Source organism: Streptomyces sp. 2323.1 (assembly GCF_900221035.1).
Classification (GTDB): domain Bacteria; phylum Actinomycetota; class Actinomycetes; order Streptomycetales; family Streptomycetaceae; genus Streptomyces; species Streptomyces sioyaensis.
This window is the reverse complement of record NZ_LT907981.1, coordinates 6,397,611-6,411,593: the sequence shown is the minus strand read 5'-3', so window position 1 is coordinate 6,411,593 and position 13,983 is coordinate 6,397,611. Positions and strand designations below refer to the sequence as shown.

At 73.8% G+C, this 13,983-nt stretch carries 10 protein-coding genes; 5 read left to right on the top strand and 5 right to left on the bottom strand.

Annotated features, from left to right (window positions below):
* Positions 1 to 10: 10 nt before the first annotated feature.
* Both CPH93_RS27620 and CPH93_RS27615 read left to right on the top strand, forming a co-directional pair.
* On the top strand, positions 11 to 2,536 hold the full coding sequence (locus CPH93_RS27620) for a SpoIIE family protein phosphatase (protein ID WP_096214374.1): 2,526 nt from the start codon (positions 11 to 13) through the stop codon (positions 2,534 to 2,536).
* A 376-nt stretch (positions 2,537 to 2,912) separates the two neighbouring features.
* A complete protein-coding gene (locus CPH93_RS27615) occupies positions 2,913 to 3,920 on the top strand; it encodes a lytic polysaccharide monooxygenase (protein ID WP_096214373.1) in 1,008 nt (335 codons plus the stop codon).
* A 317-nt stretch (positions 3,921 to 4,237) separates the two neighbouring features.
* Here CPH93_RS27615 and CPH93_RS27610 read toward each other — a convergent pair whose 3' ends face one another.
* Entirely contained in the window at positions 4,238 to 4,720 is a 483-nt protein-coding gene (locus CPH93_RS27610) for an SRPBCC family protein (protein WP_096214372.1), read from the bottom strand.
* Between the two features lie 77 nt (positions 4,721 to 4,797).
* Between CPH93_RS27610 and CPH93_RS27605 the strand changes: the two genes are divergently transcribed.
* A complete protein-coding gene (locus CPH93_RS27605; RefSeq protein WP_093482438.1) occupies positions 4,798 to 5,385 on the top strand; it encodes a TetR/AcrR family transcriptional regulator in 588 nt (195 codons plus the stop codon).
* Between the two features lie 90 nt (positions 5,386 to 5,475).
* On the opposite strand, the gene CPH93_RS27600 is transcribed toward CPH93_RS27605, so the two are convergent.
* A complete protein-coding gene (locus CPH93_RS27600; RefSeq protein WP_096214371.1) occupies positions 5,476 to 6,327 on the bottom strand; it encodes an esterase/lipase family protein in 852 nt (283 codons plus the stop codon).
* A gap of 400 nt (positions 6,328 to 6,727) precedes the next feature.
* On the opposite strand from CPH93_RS27600, the gene CPH93_RS27595 reads away from it, so the two are divergent.
* Positions 6,728 to 7,402 (top strand): pyridoxamine 5'-phosphate oxidase family protein, encoded by a 675-nt coding sequence (locus tag CPH93_RS27595; RefSeq protein ID WP_231976975.1) that lies wholly within the window; start codon positions 6,728 to 6,730, stop codon positions 7,400 to 7,402.
* A 139-nt stretch (positions 7,403 to 7,541) separates the two neighbouring features.
* Here CPH93_RS27595 and CPH93_RS27590 read toward each other — a convergent pair whose 3' ends face one another.
* On the bottom strand, positions 7,542 to 8,657 hold the full coding sequence (locus CPH93_RS27590; protein WP_093488516.1) for a DNA polymerase Y family protein: 1,116 nt from the start codon (positions 8,655 to 8,657) through the stop codon (positions 7,542 to 7,544).
* Positions 8,654 to 12,277, bottom strand: coding sequence for a DNA polymerase III subunit alpha (locus tag CPH93_RS27585; protein ID WP_096214370.1), 3,624 nt, complete (start codon positions 12,275 to 12,277; stop codon positions 8,654 to 8,656). Before CPH93_RS27585 ends, CPH93_RS27590 begins: the two co-directional genes overlap by 4 nt.
* Positions 12,278 to 12,479: 202 nt before the next feature.
* Here CPH93_RS27585 and CPH93_RS27580 point away from each other — a divergent pair, with 202 nt between their 5' ends.
* The gene (locus CPH93_RS27580) at positions 12,480 to 12,803 is read left to right on the top strand and encodes a hypothetical protein (RefSeq protein WP_096214369.1); all 324 of its coding nucleotides are present in this window, start codon (positions 12,480 to 12,482) and stop codon (positions 12,801 to 12,803) included.
* 21 nt (positions 12,804 to 12,824) lie between these two features.
* Here the strand turns inward: CPH93_RS27580 and CPH93_RS27575 are convergent, their stop codons facing one another.
* The gene (locus CPH93_RS27575; protein ID WP_096214368.1) at positions 12,825 to 13,595 is read right to left on the bottom strand and encodes an SDR family NAD(P)-dependent oxidoreductase; all 771 of its coding nucleotides are present in this window, start codon (positions 13,593 to 13,595) and stop codon (positions 12,825 to 12,827) included.
* Between the last annotated feature and the right edge of the window lie 388 nt (positions 13,596 to 13,983).

The window sequence follows — 13,983 nt, the reverse complement described above, 5'->3', positions numbered from 1 at the left end:
GACCGGTCACATGAGCGTGCCCCAGAGCAGCGGTCTCTCCGGAGGCGGCGTCTTCGACCTCACGCGGACGGCCGTGGTGATGGCGGATCGCGCGGGGGTGGCGCAGGGCTGGACCGAGGGGGCGGAGCGGCTGCTCGGCTATGCGGTGTCCGAGGCCGTCGGCAGGCCGCTGGCGGACCTCTTCACCGGGGTGGACCCCCGGTCGGCGCAGGACACCAGGTGGCAGGCCCGGCTGGCGGCGGCGGACGGCTGGAGCGGGCTGGAGGCCATACGGCACAAGGACGGGCACCGCCTCGACCTGGAATTCCGCGTGCTGCCGGTGCTGGACGCCGAAAAGCGCTCCGCGCGGCTCGTGCTCGCCGCCGAGATGGCACAGACGCCCTGGTCGGGAGCGAGCCGGTCGTTCCTGGAGGGGATCTTGGGCATGTCGCCGATCGGTGTGGCCATGGTGAACGCCGATCTGCGGTTCGTGTGGATGAACGACGCCCTGGAGCGGATGGGCGGGGTCCGGCGTGAGGACCGCCTCGGCAAGAGCCTGGGGGAAGTACAGCCGGGCCTGGCCGTGGAGGCCATCGAGGCGGAGATGCGCCACGTGCTGCGCACCGGCGTCCCCTCGGTCGGCTACGAATACCTGGGACGTCCGAAGTCCGATCCGCAGCGGGAGCACGCCTACTCCACGTCGTTCTTCCGCCTGGAGGACGGTGCCGGCCATGTGCTCGGCGTCTGCTACATGGTCCTCGATGTCACGGAGGGTTACCGGGCGCGCCAGCGGATGGCGCTGCTGAACCGCGCCGCCGAACGCATCGGCAGCTCGCTGGACGTCTGGCACACCGCGCAGGAGCTGTCCGATGCGGCGGTGCCCGATCTCGCCGACTTCGTCACCGTCGACCTGCTCGATGCGCTGCTCAGCGGGGAGGAGCCGAGCGCCGGCCCGGTCGACGCCACGGCGCTGTTCACCATGCGCCGCGCGGGACAGCAGTCCGTACGCGAGGGCTGCCCGGAGGCGGTGGTCGCCGTCGGGGACCGGGCCTCCTACCCTCCGTCGGCGCCCGTGGTGCTGAGTCTCACCGAGGGCAACTCCACCCTGCTGCAGACGCTGGATCTCGCCGACGGCGAGTGGGCGGCCGAGGACCCGGTGCACGCCGCGCATCTGCGGGGGCTCGGCTTCCACTCGCTGATGGTGGTGCCGCTGCGGGCGCGGGGGGTCTTCCTGGGCGCGGCCGCGTTCGCCCGCTGGCAGCACACCGGACCGTTCCAGCCCGACGACCTGGTGCTCGCCGAGGAATTCGTCACCCGCGCCGCGATGGCCATCGACAACGCCCGCCGCTACACCCGGGAGCACACCGCGGCCCTCACCCTCCAGCACAGCCTGCTGCCGCGCGATCTGCCCGACCAGTGCGCGGTGGACGCGGCCTACCGCTATCTGCCGGCCGACTCGCTCAGCGGCGTCGGCGGCGACTGGTTCGACGTGATCCCGCTGTCCGGAGCCCGGGTCGCGCTGGTGGTCGGCGATGTGGTCGGCCACGGGGTGCACGCCGCGGCCACGATGGGCCGGCTGCGCGCCGCCGTCCAGGCGCTCGCCGATCTGCCGCTGTCCCCGGAAGAGGTGCTGGCGCACCTCGACGACATGGTCAACCGGGTCGCCGACGACACCAACCCCGACACCGCCGACAACGGGGTCGTCGGCGCCACCTGTCTGTACGCGGTCTACGACCCGGTCGCCTGCAGTTGCACGCTGGCCCGCGCCGGTCACCCCGCGCCGCTGCTGGTGAGCCCGGCCGGCGCCGCCGAGCTGCTGGAGCTGCCGACCGGGCCGCCGCTGGGGCTGGGCGGGATGCCCTTCGAATCCGTCGAAGTGCCCTTGCCGGAGGGGAGCTTGCTGGCTCTCTACACCAACGGGCTGCTGATGGGGAAGGCTCTCGACCTCGACGGGGGGATCGCCCGGCTGCGCACCGCCCTGGCCGATCCGCAGGCGCCGCTGGAGAGCCTCTGCGACACGGTGGTCGGCGGTCTGCCGGGCGCCCAGCCGGTCGACGATGTGGCGCTGCTGCTGGCACGCACCCGGGCCCTGCCCCATACCCAGCTGGCCACTTGGGAGATCCCCGCCGATCCGTCTGCGGTCGGCGAGGCCCGCCGGGCGGCGTCCGCCCGGCTGGCGGAGTGGGACCTGGCGGACCTCGGCTTCTCCACCGAACTGATCGTCAGCGAGCTGGTCACCAATGCCATCCGGCACGCGTCCGGGCCGATCGGTCTGCGGATGATCCGGGCGCGGGCGCTGATCTGCGAGGTGTCCGACGCCAGCAGCACCTCACCGCACCTCCGCCATGCGCGGACCACCGACGAGGGCGGCCGGGGGCTGTTCCTCATCGCCCGGTACGCCCAGCGGTGGGGCACCCGCTACACCGCCGAGGGAAAGATCATCTGGGCCGAACTGTCGCTCCGCGCCGCCCCCGTGAGCCCAGCGGCCAACGAACTGAGCACACTCGCCGCCGACCTCGGCGACCCGTCCGCGTTCCCCGCTGCGGACGACTACTGAGGTGGGGGCGGGCTCCCCAGTCGCCTTGGCGGGGTGCCGGGCGTAGACCGTGGCCCGGGGAGCTCCCTGTGGTTGCCCCGCACCTTGGGGACGGCAAGGCCCGTCGGCCGGGGGCGCGATGCCCGTTTCCTCCCCGCCTGCCTGTGGCCCCGCTTAGCGGCTCCTTAAGCACACCCTAAAGATCCTCACCATCGCCCTTCGGGCCGTAATCCCGCTGTTCAGCGGGGCTAACGTGCTTCTCGCAAGGCGGCGTTGCGGGGCGTCGGTGCCGTACACCGGGGGCGGTGCCGACGTCCGCATCCCGACCCCCCACCACTGTGCCGCCCGTGCCTCCCCTGCCCCGGTTGGCTGCCCCCTCATGAAGGAGACCCCCACGATGACCGCTCGTCGCAAGGCCACCGGGATCGCGCTGGCCGGTGTCGCACCGCTCGCGCTCACCGTGCTCACCGCGAGTCCGGCCGCCGCGCACGGTTCGATGACGGACCCGGTCAGCCGGGTCTCGGCCTGCTACGCGGAGGGGCCGGAGAGCCCGCGGTCCGCGGCGTGCAAGGCCGCCGTGCAGATCGGTGGGACCCAGGCGCTCTACGACTGGAACGGCGTGCGGGACGGCAACGCCGGCGGCAAGTCGAAGCAGAAGATCCCGAACGGCAAGCTGTGCAGCGCCGGCGACGCCACGTACAAGGGTCTGGACCTCCCGCGCGCCGACTGGCCGTCCTCCCGCATGCGGGCCGGCCGGCACACGTTCCACTACAAGGCCACCGCTCCGCACAAGGGCTCCTTCGAGCTCTACCTCACCAAGAAGAGCTATGACCCGACCAAGCCGCTGAAGTGGTCCGACCTGGAGTCGAGGCCGTTCGCGAAGGTCACCGACCCGAAGCTGACCAACGGCGAGTACGTCTTCGACGGGAAGGTGCCGGCGCGGTCCGGGCGCCAGCTGATCTACAGCATCTGGCAGCGGTCGGACAGCCCGGAGGCGTTCTACACCTGCTCGGACGTCGTCTTCGGGAAGGCCGGCGACCGGTCCGCGGGCGCCACCGCGAAGTCCGCGCCCGCCGCGTCCGCGCCGAGCGACGCCCAGATCGCGGCGGGTGCCGGGAAGTCGTCGATGGACATGAGCCACCACGGCCACCGGGCTGCGGGCGACCACCCGGGGACCGTGCGCGCGGCGAGTGCCGACAGCCCCGCGGTGGGCGGGGGTTCGGACGCCACCGGCAACGCACCACGGCCCGACGGCGGCGCCAAGCCGGCCGGTGGCCGGCGGCTGGCGGAGACCGGCGGTGACTCCTCCACTGCCCCGCTGGCCGTCTCCGGCGCCGCCGTCCTGGCCCTGGGCGCCGGGGTGCTGGTCGCCGCCCGCCGCAGGGCCGCCCGGTCCCGCGGCTGACCCCGGCGGCCCGGCCGTCCGGTAAGCGGCGCCGTCCCCGCCCGTCAAGACGGGGGCGGCGCCGCCCTGTTGGCGCCAGGAATGGGAAGCGGCGCCGGCCCCTGAGCGCTCCCGGCCGCAGGGCACGGGGCAGTTCGCCGGCCCCGCCACCGTCTTGGAGCTGTTGCCACGCCGCACTCCCCTGTGGTGCGGCGGGTGCGCAAGCTCCCGGTTGAACGGTGGCGGCGCCGGCCTGCTGCCGGCCTCGTAGGGCATGCAGGCTCCGCATCCCGCCTCGGTCACTGCGGGCCGGTGGCGCGCCGAAGCGGGGCGCCGGGTCAGCGCACGAGCCGCCGCAGCAGCCGGACGTAGCGGCTCCAGCGGGCGGGCCGGGCGACGGTGCCCGTGCAGGCCTCTTCGGCACGGTCCAGGCTGTCCTCCAGGGCCGCGTCGTGGAGCGGCCGGAAGGCCAGCGGCCAGCTGAAACGGGCCGGGCCGCGGGCGTGCATGGCGAGGGTGTGGCGCAGCAGGGTGCGGTCCGGCCCCAGCGGGTGGACGGTGTATTCGTGGAAGCCGTGGAAGCCGCGCGGTCCACTGAAGGTGAAGCGCACCCACCGGCCCGGGACGTAGGCCGCCACGGTGTAGCGGACCGGGCCGTGGCCGCCGGCCGCGCCCGGCGCCAGCGGGCCGTCGAAGCGCATCGGGGGCCAGTCGTGGCGCGGCCAGAGCCGGTCGCCGTCCCCCGACAGGCCGTCGATCAGCAGTCCGGCCTCGGCCCCGGGCACCGGCAGCATCCGCTCGTGCACGTTGTAGACGCCCATCGCGCCCCTTCCCCGCGTGGTCCGCACCCCCGTTTTGGAGGAGCCTCTCCAATATAGTGGAGAGTACCCTCTAGAACATGGCCAGGCCACCCCGTTTCGACACCCCGCAGCTGCTCGACGCCGCCGTACGGCTGGCGGCCGAATCCGGGCCCTCGGGCGTCACCATGTCCGCGGTCGCGGCGGCCGTCGGCGCGCCCAGCGGCTCGCTCTACCACCGCTTCCCCGGCCGCTCGGCGCTGCTCGCCGAGGTGTGGCTGCGTACCGTCGAGGGCTTCCAGGAGGGCTACTTCGAGGCCCTGGAGTCGTCGGACGATCCGCGCACCGGGGCCCGGGCCGCCGCCCGGCACATCGTGGCGTGGAGCCGCGCCCATCCCCAGGAGGCCGCGCTGCTGCTGTACGGGTCCCATGACTTCGGCCACGACGACTGGCCGGACGAGCAGCTGCTGCGGGCCGAGGACGGGAACATGCGGGTACGGGCCGCCGTGGCGGCGCTCGCGGGGGCGCTCGGGATCCACGGCCGTCCCGGCCTGGACCGGGTGACACTCGCGGTCATCGATCTCCCGCTGTCCCTGGTACGCCGCCATCTGCGCGGCGGGTCCCCACTGCCCGCACACGCCGAGGACCTCGCCGAGCAGTGCACCGGCGCCCTGCTGGCCGACGACTGACCGCCGGCCGGCGACCGACCGCAGCGGGCGCCCCCGGTACGGAGCCCGGCACGGTCCCCTCGCCGACAGGGGGCCGGGCCGGGCTCCCGGTCAGCCCGACGTGCAGGTCGTCGGGGTGGCGTGGGCCGGGTCGAGCGCGTTGGCCGTCTCGTGGAAGGCGGCGAGGTCGGCGAGCCCGATGGCCACATGCTCGGAGATGTCGATCGCGCACAGGTCCTGGAGCACGACATTGTGCACATCGGGGCCGTCGAGGAACGCGGACCGGTAGGGCGTGACGACCTCGTCGTACCTGGTGGCGATCACGGTGTAGTGCACCCCGGGGAGGGTGTCGCCGCCCTCGTTGAGGCGGCGCAGGATGTCGGAGCCGACGATCTGGTCGGACAGCCCCGGGGTCATCTCGTCGAGGTACTTCTTGGCGCCGGGGAAGTACGGCAGCAGGTGGGTCAGGCCGTCCAGGTCGGTGCCGTGGTTGTCGGGAGCCAGCCCGACCAGCGCGTTCACCTTGTCCGCGCCGCCGTGGAACTTCATGTACACCCGCGCCATCATGCCGCCCTGCGAGTGCCCGACGAGGTCGGCCTTCGGCGCCCCGGTGGCGGCCAGCACCCGGTCGACGTAGGCGGCGAGCTGCCCGGCGGACGCATCGACCGGGCCCAGCCCGTGGAAGAACGGGACGCCGGGCAGCTGACCGTAGTCAAGGGAGAAGACGCAGTAACCGCGCGCCACCAAGTAGGGCGCGAGCCCGAGCCAGTTGTCGATGGAGTTGCCGAGGGTGCCGTGCACCAGGACCACCGGCCGCGGGTGGGCGGCGGAGGGCTTGCAGGAGTAGTTGTTCCAGCCGCTGCTGACGGTGGGGGCGTCGGCAGCGGCGGGAACGGTGGCGGCCCCGAAGGCCAGGGCGAGGGCGGAGAGGAAGGTGAGCGATCTTGACCAGCGCAGCTTCATACGATGCTCCTTGCGGGGGTGAGGGGACTCCGAAGTGCTCGGTGAGCCGTTCACCTGCGATCCGGATCGCAAGGGCCAACGCAGTTGACTCGCAAGTAAGTTACGGCCGGGTAAGCGGGAAGTGCCAGCGGCGTGACGGTGAAGGAAACGCCACACAACCCTCACCGGACGTCCGGGGCGCACGGCGGCCGGATCGTGCTGCATGCGGCGTGCCGCGACGGACGCTTCACCTGCCCGGCTGCCGGGAGGCTTGCCCCGTCACCCCAACTCACGTTCTTCTAGGGGTGGTTGACGCTCCCGAAGCCAAGGGCCCGCATACGTACGGGAGTACACGGTCGATTGTCAGTGGCATCCCGTACATTCGGTGATGCCTTGACCAGGGGAACGAGGGGAGACGCCGATGGAGACGTCGGGAACAGCGGGAACGGTGGGTACGGCGGGGGCGGCGGCGGAGGCCGGCCTGGTGGAGATCTCGTCGGAGGCGGAGCTGCGTGAGCTGATCGGTGAGCCCAGCTCCCATGCCGCGCACAAGGTCCGGCACCGGCTGCACGACCTCGACCGCCAGTGGCTGGCCCGCTCGCCGTTCTGCATGCTGGCCACCGCGGATGCGCAGGGCCGCTGTGATGTCTCGCCCAAGGGCGACCCCGCGGGCTTCACCCATGTCCTGGACGACACCACCCTCGTCATACCGGACCGCCCCGGCAACAAGCGCCTGGACGGCTTCGTGAACATCCTGGCCAATCCGCATGTCGGGCTGGACTACGTCCTTCCGGGGCGCGGCGACACCCTGCGGATCAACGGCCGCGCCCGGCTGCTGCGCGATGCCCCGTTCTTCGACGAGCTGATCGTCAAGGGCAACCGCCCGCGGCTGGCGCTGCTGGTGGAGGTCGAGGAGGTCTTCTACCACTGCTCCAAGGCGTTTTTGCGCTCGGAGCTGTGGAAGCCGGAGACCTGGCAGCCGGACGCGCTGCCCTCGCGGGCCCGGATGGTCAAGGGTATCGAGGCCCAGGACCTGCCCCTGGAGCAGCTGGAGCAGCACTACGGCCCGCAGTATGCGGAGCGGCTGTACGGCTGAGGGGCCGGATCGGCTGTACGGCCGAAGGGCCGGGGCGCCGAGGCTGAGCGCCGGGGCAGTGAGGGGCGCCAGGGCGCCGGAGCAGCGGGGCTGGGCATGAGGGCAGCGGGCTGGGCATCGGGGCGCCGGGGCCGGTACGTTACGGCCGGGCGGCGCCGGGGCCGGGGGGCTTCGTCCCCGGCGGCGGCGGGGGCGGCGGCGTACGGCCGGCTCCGCCGAGGGTCGCCGCGGGCCGTACGCTCCCGGTGCCGAAGCGGGCCCTGGCCCGGTCGACGGCGGCCTCGATACGGTGTGCCCGGTCGTCGGCCGGGTCGAAGGTCAACTGGCGGGCGGCGAGTTCGGCGCGGCACAGGTCCTCCGCGCGCAGCGCCACCGACCGCACCCGCGCCCGCTGCAGCCCGAGCGCGGCGTGCAGGGCGTAGGCCGCCTCGGTCAGGGCGGGCCCGTGCGCGGTCGGCCCGTCCAGCCGCCGGGTGCGGCTGGTGGTGGAGCGGTCGGCGTAACGGACGGTGAGGGTGAGCGCACGGGCCACCTGCCCGCTCGCCCGCATCCGGGCCCCGAGGCCGTCGGCGAGCGAGAGCAGCGCCCGGCGGCGGCGGTCCGGGTCCAGCTCGTCGTGGACGAAGCGGTGTTCCGCCGCCATCGAGCGGGCCGCGGCGTTGGGGGTCACCGGCGTCGGATCGATGCCGTGGGCCCGCTCGTACACCACCCGGCCGGTTTTCGCGCCGAGGATCCGCTGCAGGGTCGCGGGCGGTGCGGCGGCGATCCGGCCGACGCTGTCGAGCCCGTACGCACACAGGGCGCGCGCGGTCGCCGGGCCGACGCCGGACAGCGCCGAGGCCGGCCGGCGTTCGAGGAACGCGGCGACGGCGTCAGGGTCATCGGGGACGACCCTGATCTCTCCCGGGCCCGCCCCTTGGGCCGCCATCCGGGCGAGCAGCGGGTTGGCGCCGATCCCGATCGTGCACTGCACGCCGTGCCAGGCCAGTGCGCGCAGCCGCACCAGTTCGGCGATGCCCGCCGCGTCCCGGTCGAAGTAGCGCAGCGCACCGCGGACGTCCGCCAGCGCGGCGTCCGGCGGCAGCGCCTCGATCACCGGGGTGAACTGGGCGAGCAGCCGCAGCAGTTGCTCGAAGCACCCGGCGCCCGGCGGGGTGCCGTCGGCGGCCCGGAAGCGGATGTGGAGCATGCCCGGCTGCCGCGGGGCGCCGGGGGGCTCCGGTGGCGCGGCGGGCGGCCTCGGGGCAGGGGTCATCCCGCGCTCCCGGGGCTGGAGTGCCACAACTTGCGTCCGGTGGCAGCGCGTTCGCCCGGGGGCTGGAGGTCGGCCCACGGATGCAGTTCGTAGCCGGTCTCCAGGCGGATGGTGCGGTCCGGGGCGCCGGCCGGCTCGGGCTCCTCGCCGGACCCGGGCTCCTCGCCGGACCCCCGGTCCGCCCCGGCCGCCTCGGTGTCCGACGCGGCAGCTCCCCCGTCCGGCCCGGTCGCGAGCCGGGCGGTGACCGCCTCCAGCCCGCCCTCGCGGCGCAGTTCGGCCAGTTCGGCGAGGTTCCAGGCGGCGGCGCCGACCACGCTGAAGCTGCGCGGACCGCGCCGCTGGACCGTACCGCGCACCAGCAGCAGCCAGGAGTGGAAGATCGTGTGCGCACAGGCCTGAACAGGGCTGGGGGTACCTCCCGGGCCGCCAGGGCCCGGGGGAGCGTCGAAGAAGGCGCAGTCGACCAGGCCCGTGCTGTCGTCGAGGGTGGTGAAGATGACCCGCCGGCCGGAACGGATCGGTGGCGTCTGGGTGGCCGCCTTGGCGCCGGCGACCAGTACCGTCTCGCCGTTCCGGGCGTCCCGCAGCAGCCGGGCCGGCAGCGCGCCCAGCTCCGCGAGGAACTCCTGGTGGTCGGCCATCAGATGGCGGGAGGCGTCCATGCCGAGGACGCCCAGCTCGGCGCTGAGCCGTTCGACCTCGCTGAGGTCGGGCAGCCCCGCCGGCTCGACCGCATCGGCCGCCGCCCCCGGCTCCGCGCCGTCGAGGGCCCGGCCCGGCAGCGTCAACTGGCCGCCGGACGCCTGCCGCCCGTGGTGGTGCAGCTCGGCGATGTACAGCAGCAGGTCCCGCCGGTTCGCACCGAAGGCGTCCAACGCGCCCACCCGGGCGAGGCGTTCGGCCACCGGGCGGCCCGGCCTGGCCCGCTGCCACAGGTCCTGGAGCGAGTGGTAGGGCTGCCCCGCTTCGATCCGCCGCGCCTCGGCCTCGCTCATGCCGTGCACATCGCAGAGCGCGAGCCGCAGCCCCCAGACCGCGCCGGGACGGCCCCCGGAGCCGTCGGAACGAGGCCCGTCACCAGACACCAGTTCGATTCGATGAGCGAGGCCCGAACGGTTCACATCCAACGGCAGCACCGGCACCCCGCGCCGCCGGGCGTCCGCGAGCAGCAGCCGCTTCGGGTACATCCCGGGGTCATGGGTGAGCAGCCCGGCGTAGAAGGCCGCGGGGTGGTGCGCCTTGAGCCAGGCCGACTGGTAGGTGGGGACCGCGAAGGCCACCGCATGCGCCTTGCAGAAGCCGTACGAGCCGAAGGCCTCGACGATCTCCCAGGTGCGCGCGATCACGTCGGGTGTGTACCCGCGCCGCTCGGCGCACTGCGCGAACCACGCGCGGACCCGGCCCTGCAGTTCGGGGTGCGACAGGGCTCGCCGCTTCTCGTCCGCCTCGTCCCGGAAGCAGCCCGTCATGATCCGCAGCAGCTCGATGATCTGCTCGTGGAAAACCACCACCCCGTAGGTCTCGCGCAGCGGTTCCTCCAGGTCAGGATGCGGATAGCGGACCGCCTTGCGCCCGTGCCGGGCCTCGATGAAGGGCCGCACCATATCGGCGGCGACCGGCCCCGGCCGGAAGAGGGAGATGTCGACGACCAGATCGTGGAAGGTGGCGGGCTGCAGCCGGCCGACCAGATCACGCTGGCCCGGCGACTCGATCTGGAAGCAGCCGAGCGTCTCGGTCGAACGGATCAGCTCGTAGGTCGCCTCGTCGCCGGGCGGCACCTGTGCGGGGTCGTCGAGGTCGATCCGGCGCCCGGTGGCCCGGCCGATCTCGGTGACCGCATGGGCCATCGCGGACTGCATCCGCACGCCCAGCACATCGAGCTTGAGCAGCCCCATCTCCTCCACGTCGTCCTTGTCGAACTGGGACATCGCGAAGCCCTCGCCGCTGGTGGGCACGACGGGCGTACGGTCCAGCAGCGTGGCGTCGGACAGCAGCACCCCGCACGGATGCATGGCGATCCCGCGCGGCAGCGCGTCCAGCGCCTCGACCAGCTGCCACAGCCGCTCGTCGCCGGCCTCCCGCACCCCGCGCAGCTCCGGCAGCTCGGCCAGCGCCGCCCGCGCGTCCCGGGCCCGGATGTGCGGGAATGCCTTGGCCAGCCGGTCCACCTGCGCCGGGTCCATGCCCAGCGCCGCGCCCACGTCGCGTACGGCGTGCCGCACCCGGTAGGTCTCGGGCATCGAGACCGTGGCGACCCGCTCCGCGCCGAAGCGGTCGAAGATCGCGCGGTAGACCTCCAGCCGGCGGGCGGACTCCACGTCGATGTCGATGTCCGGCAGCGCCGCCCGCCGTTCGGACAGGAAGCGCTCCATCAGCAGCCCGTGGGCGACCGGGTCGGCGTGCGCGATGCCCAGGAGGTGGTTTACCAGGGACCCGGCGCCGGACCCGCGGGCCGCGACCCGGATACCCATCTCCTTTATGTCGTCCACGACTTGAGCGACCGTCAGGAAGTACGAGGGGTAGCCCAGCCGCTCGATCGTGCGCAGCTCGTCCGCCAGCCGCGCCCAGCGCACCCGGTCGCGGTCGTAGCCGCGCAGCACCATCCCGGCGGCGCAGCGGGAGCGCAGCACCCGGGCGGCGGTGCGGTGTTCCGCGCCGACCAGCCGCGGCTCGGGGAAGTGGATACGGCCGAGCCCGATGTCGTCCTGCGGGTCGACCAGGCACTCGCCGGCGGTCTCCTCGGTCATGGCGAGCAGCCGGTGGGCGAGGTCGCGCCGGAAGCCGGCCGCCTCGGCGATCCGTCCGGCGGTGTGCCGCATCGCGGCGGCGTCTTTGAGCCAGCGCTCACCGCCGTCCCAGGTCTCGGGCCGGTGCCGGTCCACCGGCACCAGACGGCGGGCGGAGTCCAGGACATCGGCGACCGGGCCCTGGCCTGGGTCGGCATAGCGCACCGCGTTGGTCAGGACGGCGCGGATGCCCTGGTCGACGGCGAAGCCGAGGGTGCGGGCGGCCAGCCGCGCCGAGCCGGGACCGCTGCCGGACCGCCCGTGGTCGACGACCTCCAGGCGCAGCCCCTCGCCGTACAGCTCCCGCCAGGGGGCGACGAGCCGGGCGGCGCGGTCCGGGCGGCCGGCGGCCAGCGCCCGGCCGACCTCGGAGTCCGGTCCGAGCAGCACGGTCAGCCCGTCCGCGGCGGAGGCCAGGGCGCTCCACGGGAGGACGGGCTGTTCGGCCCCGCCCGCATGGGCGGCCGAGACCAGCCGGCACAGGGCGGCCCAGCCGGCCGCTCCGTCGCGGGCCAGGAAGACGGCGCGGGCGGCGGACTCGTCGAGGAAGGCGCCGCCGCGCACCGGGGTGCGCCGCCGCACGGTGGCGCTGCCGGCCGCGGGTTCCGACGCACACTCCGCCACGGCGAGTTCGCTGCCGAACAGCGGGCGGATGCCGGCCTCGGCGGCGGCCTTGGCGAACCGTACGGCCCCGGAGAGCCCGTCCCGGTCGGTCAGTGCGAGGGCGTCCATCCCGCGTTCGGCGGCGCGCTCGGCGAGACGCTCCGGATGGGAGGCGCCGTAGCGCAGGGAGAACCCCGAAGCGGTGTGCAGATGCGTGAACCCTGGCATCCGCACCTCCTGCACCTCATCCGCCCCGACCGACCCTGTGTCCCCCGTCCCTCTCCTCCACCATACCCGTCCATCGAACATTCGTACGAAGAGAAGCCGAAGATCACCTTCCCGCCTCCGCCGATCGGCCCCACCTGCTCTGCACGGCTCCGCCGCCGACCGGAAGATGGGGGGCAAAAGCGCGCGAAGGACGTGATCCCTCATGACCATCTCCGCCGGCCGGCTGTCCCACCCCGCGGTCCGTGCCCTGGTCACGGCCCTCAACAGCAATGACGAGCAGGCGTTCTACGACGCCCTGACCACCGGCGCCACAATGTCCGACGACGGCCTTGACCGGGACCTGCGGGAGTGGTGCGACCGGGAGATCTTTGCCACCCGAGGGCACCTGGACGTGCAGTCCGAATCGGACCAGGGGCTGTCCCTCGTCGCGAACCACCGCAACGACACCGGGGGCGAGATGCGGACCCGCTGGCGGTTCACGGTCGAGGACGGCAAGGTGAGCCGCTTCGAGACCGCGCAGGCGTGAGGCCGCCGGCCGGGGGCCGGCTCACATATGCGTGCCGCCGTCGATCCGGATCTCCGTGCCGGTGATGAACGCGCCGTCCTGCGAGGCCAGCATCGCGATCACGCCCGCGACCGTTTCCGGGCCCGCGAAGCCCTCGCCGAGCGCCGGGGTGAGCTTGGCGAACAAGGACATATCGGCGTCCTCGGGCAGTCCCGGTCCGCGTCCGTGGGTCATCCCGCTGGCGATGGACCCCGGCGCCACGCACACCGCGCGCAGCCCCTGCTTGCTGTACTCGCTCGCGATGGCGTGCGTCATGGCCTGGACGCCGCCCTTGCTCGCCGCGTAGGCCGCCATGTACGGGTGCGCGAACGCGGCGGACGTGGAGCTGAAGTTGACCACGACCGGCGAGCTGCCCTCCAGGAGAGCGGGCAGCGCCTCACGGGTCACCAGGAACGTACCGGTCAGATTGATCGAGATGATCTTGTTGAAGAGATCCAGGCCGGTCTCGTGGGTGTGCGCGGAGCGCAGGATGCCGGCCGCGTTGACCAGGACGTCCAGACCACCGAGGCCGGCCACCGCGGCGGCGACGCCGGAGCGGACCGCCGCCTCGTCGGCGATGTCCAGCTCCCTCGTCTCCAGCCGCCCGGCCGTCCCGTCCTCGGCGGCGCGGCCGGCGGTGCTCCGCAGCCCCTCCGCGTCGATGTCCGCCGCGACCACCCGGGCCCCCTCGGCGAGGAGCCGGTGGACGGTGGCCTGTCCGATGCCCGAGCCGGCTCCGGTGATCAGGGCGCGGCGGCCGTCAAAGCGGTTCATGTTCCAACTCCGTTCTCAAGGCGTCCGCGCACGCTAACTCCGAAGCGCCCATGCCGTCCGAGCCCGCTGCCGGAACTGACCGGGGAGCCCGGGCGGACGGGGGCGCGGAAACCTGCCGCGAAGGCACGGAAGCCGGGCCGCACGGCGGAAGAGCGGCGCGGTGACGGGCCGGCGGGCACGGAACGGGCGGGCCGGCAGTCCCCCGGGGAGACGGTACGGCGACGGGCCGCTGGCAGGCCGGTAGGACCCCCGCGAAGGCGCGCCGACGGGCCGCCCGCAGCCCGGTAAGGCGACCGGCGCCAGGCCGCTTCTTACCTCGGCGGACGCCCGGCGCCGCACGGAGGGACCCTCCGGCCCCCCTCTTCGGCCAATCGCCGGAGATCGAAAC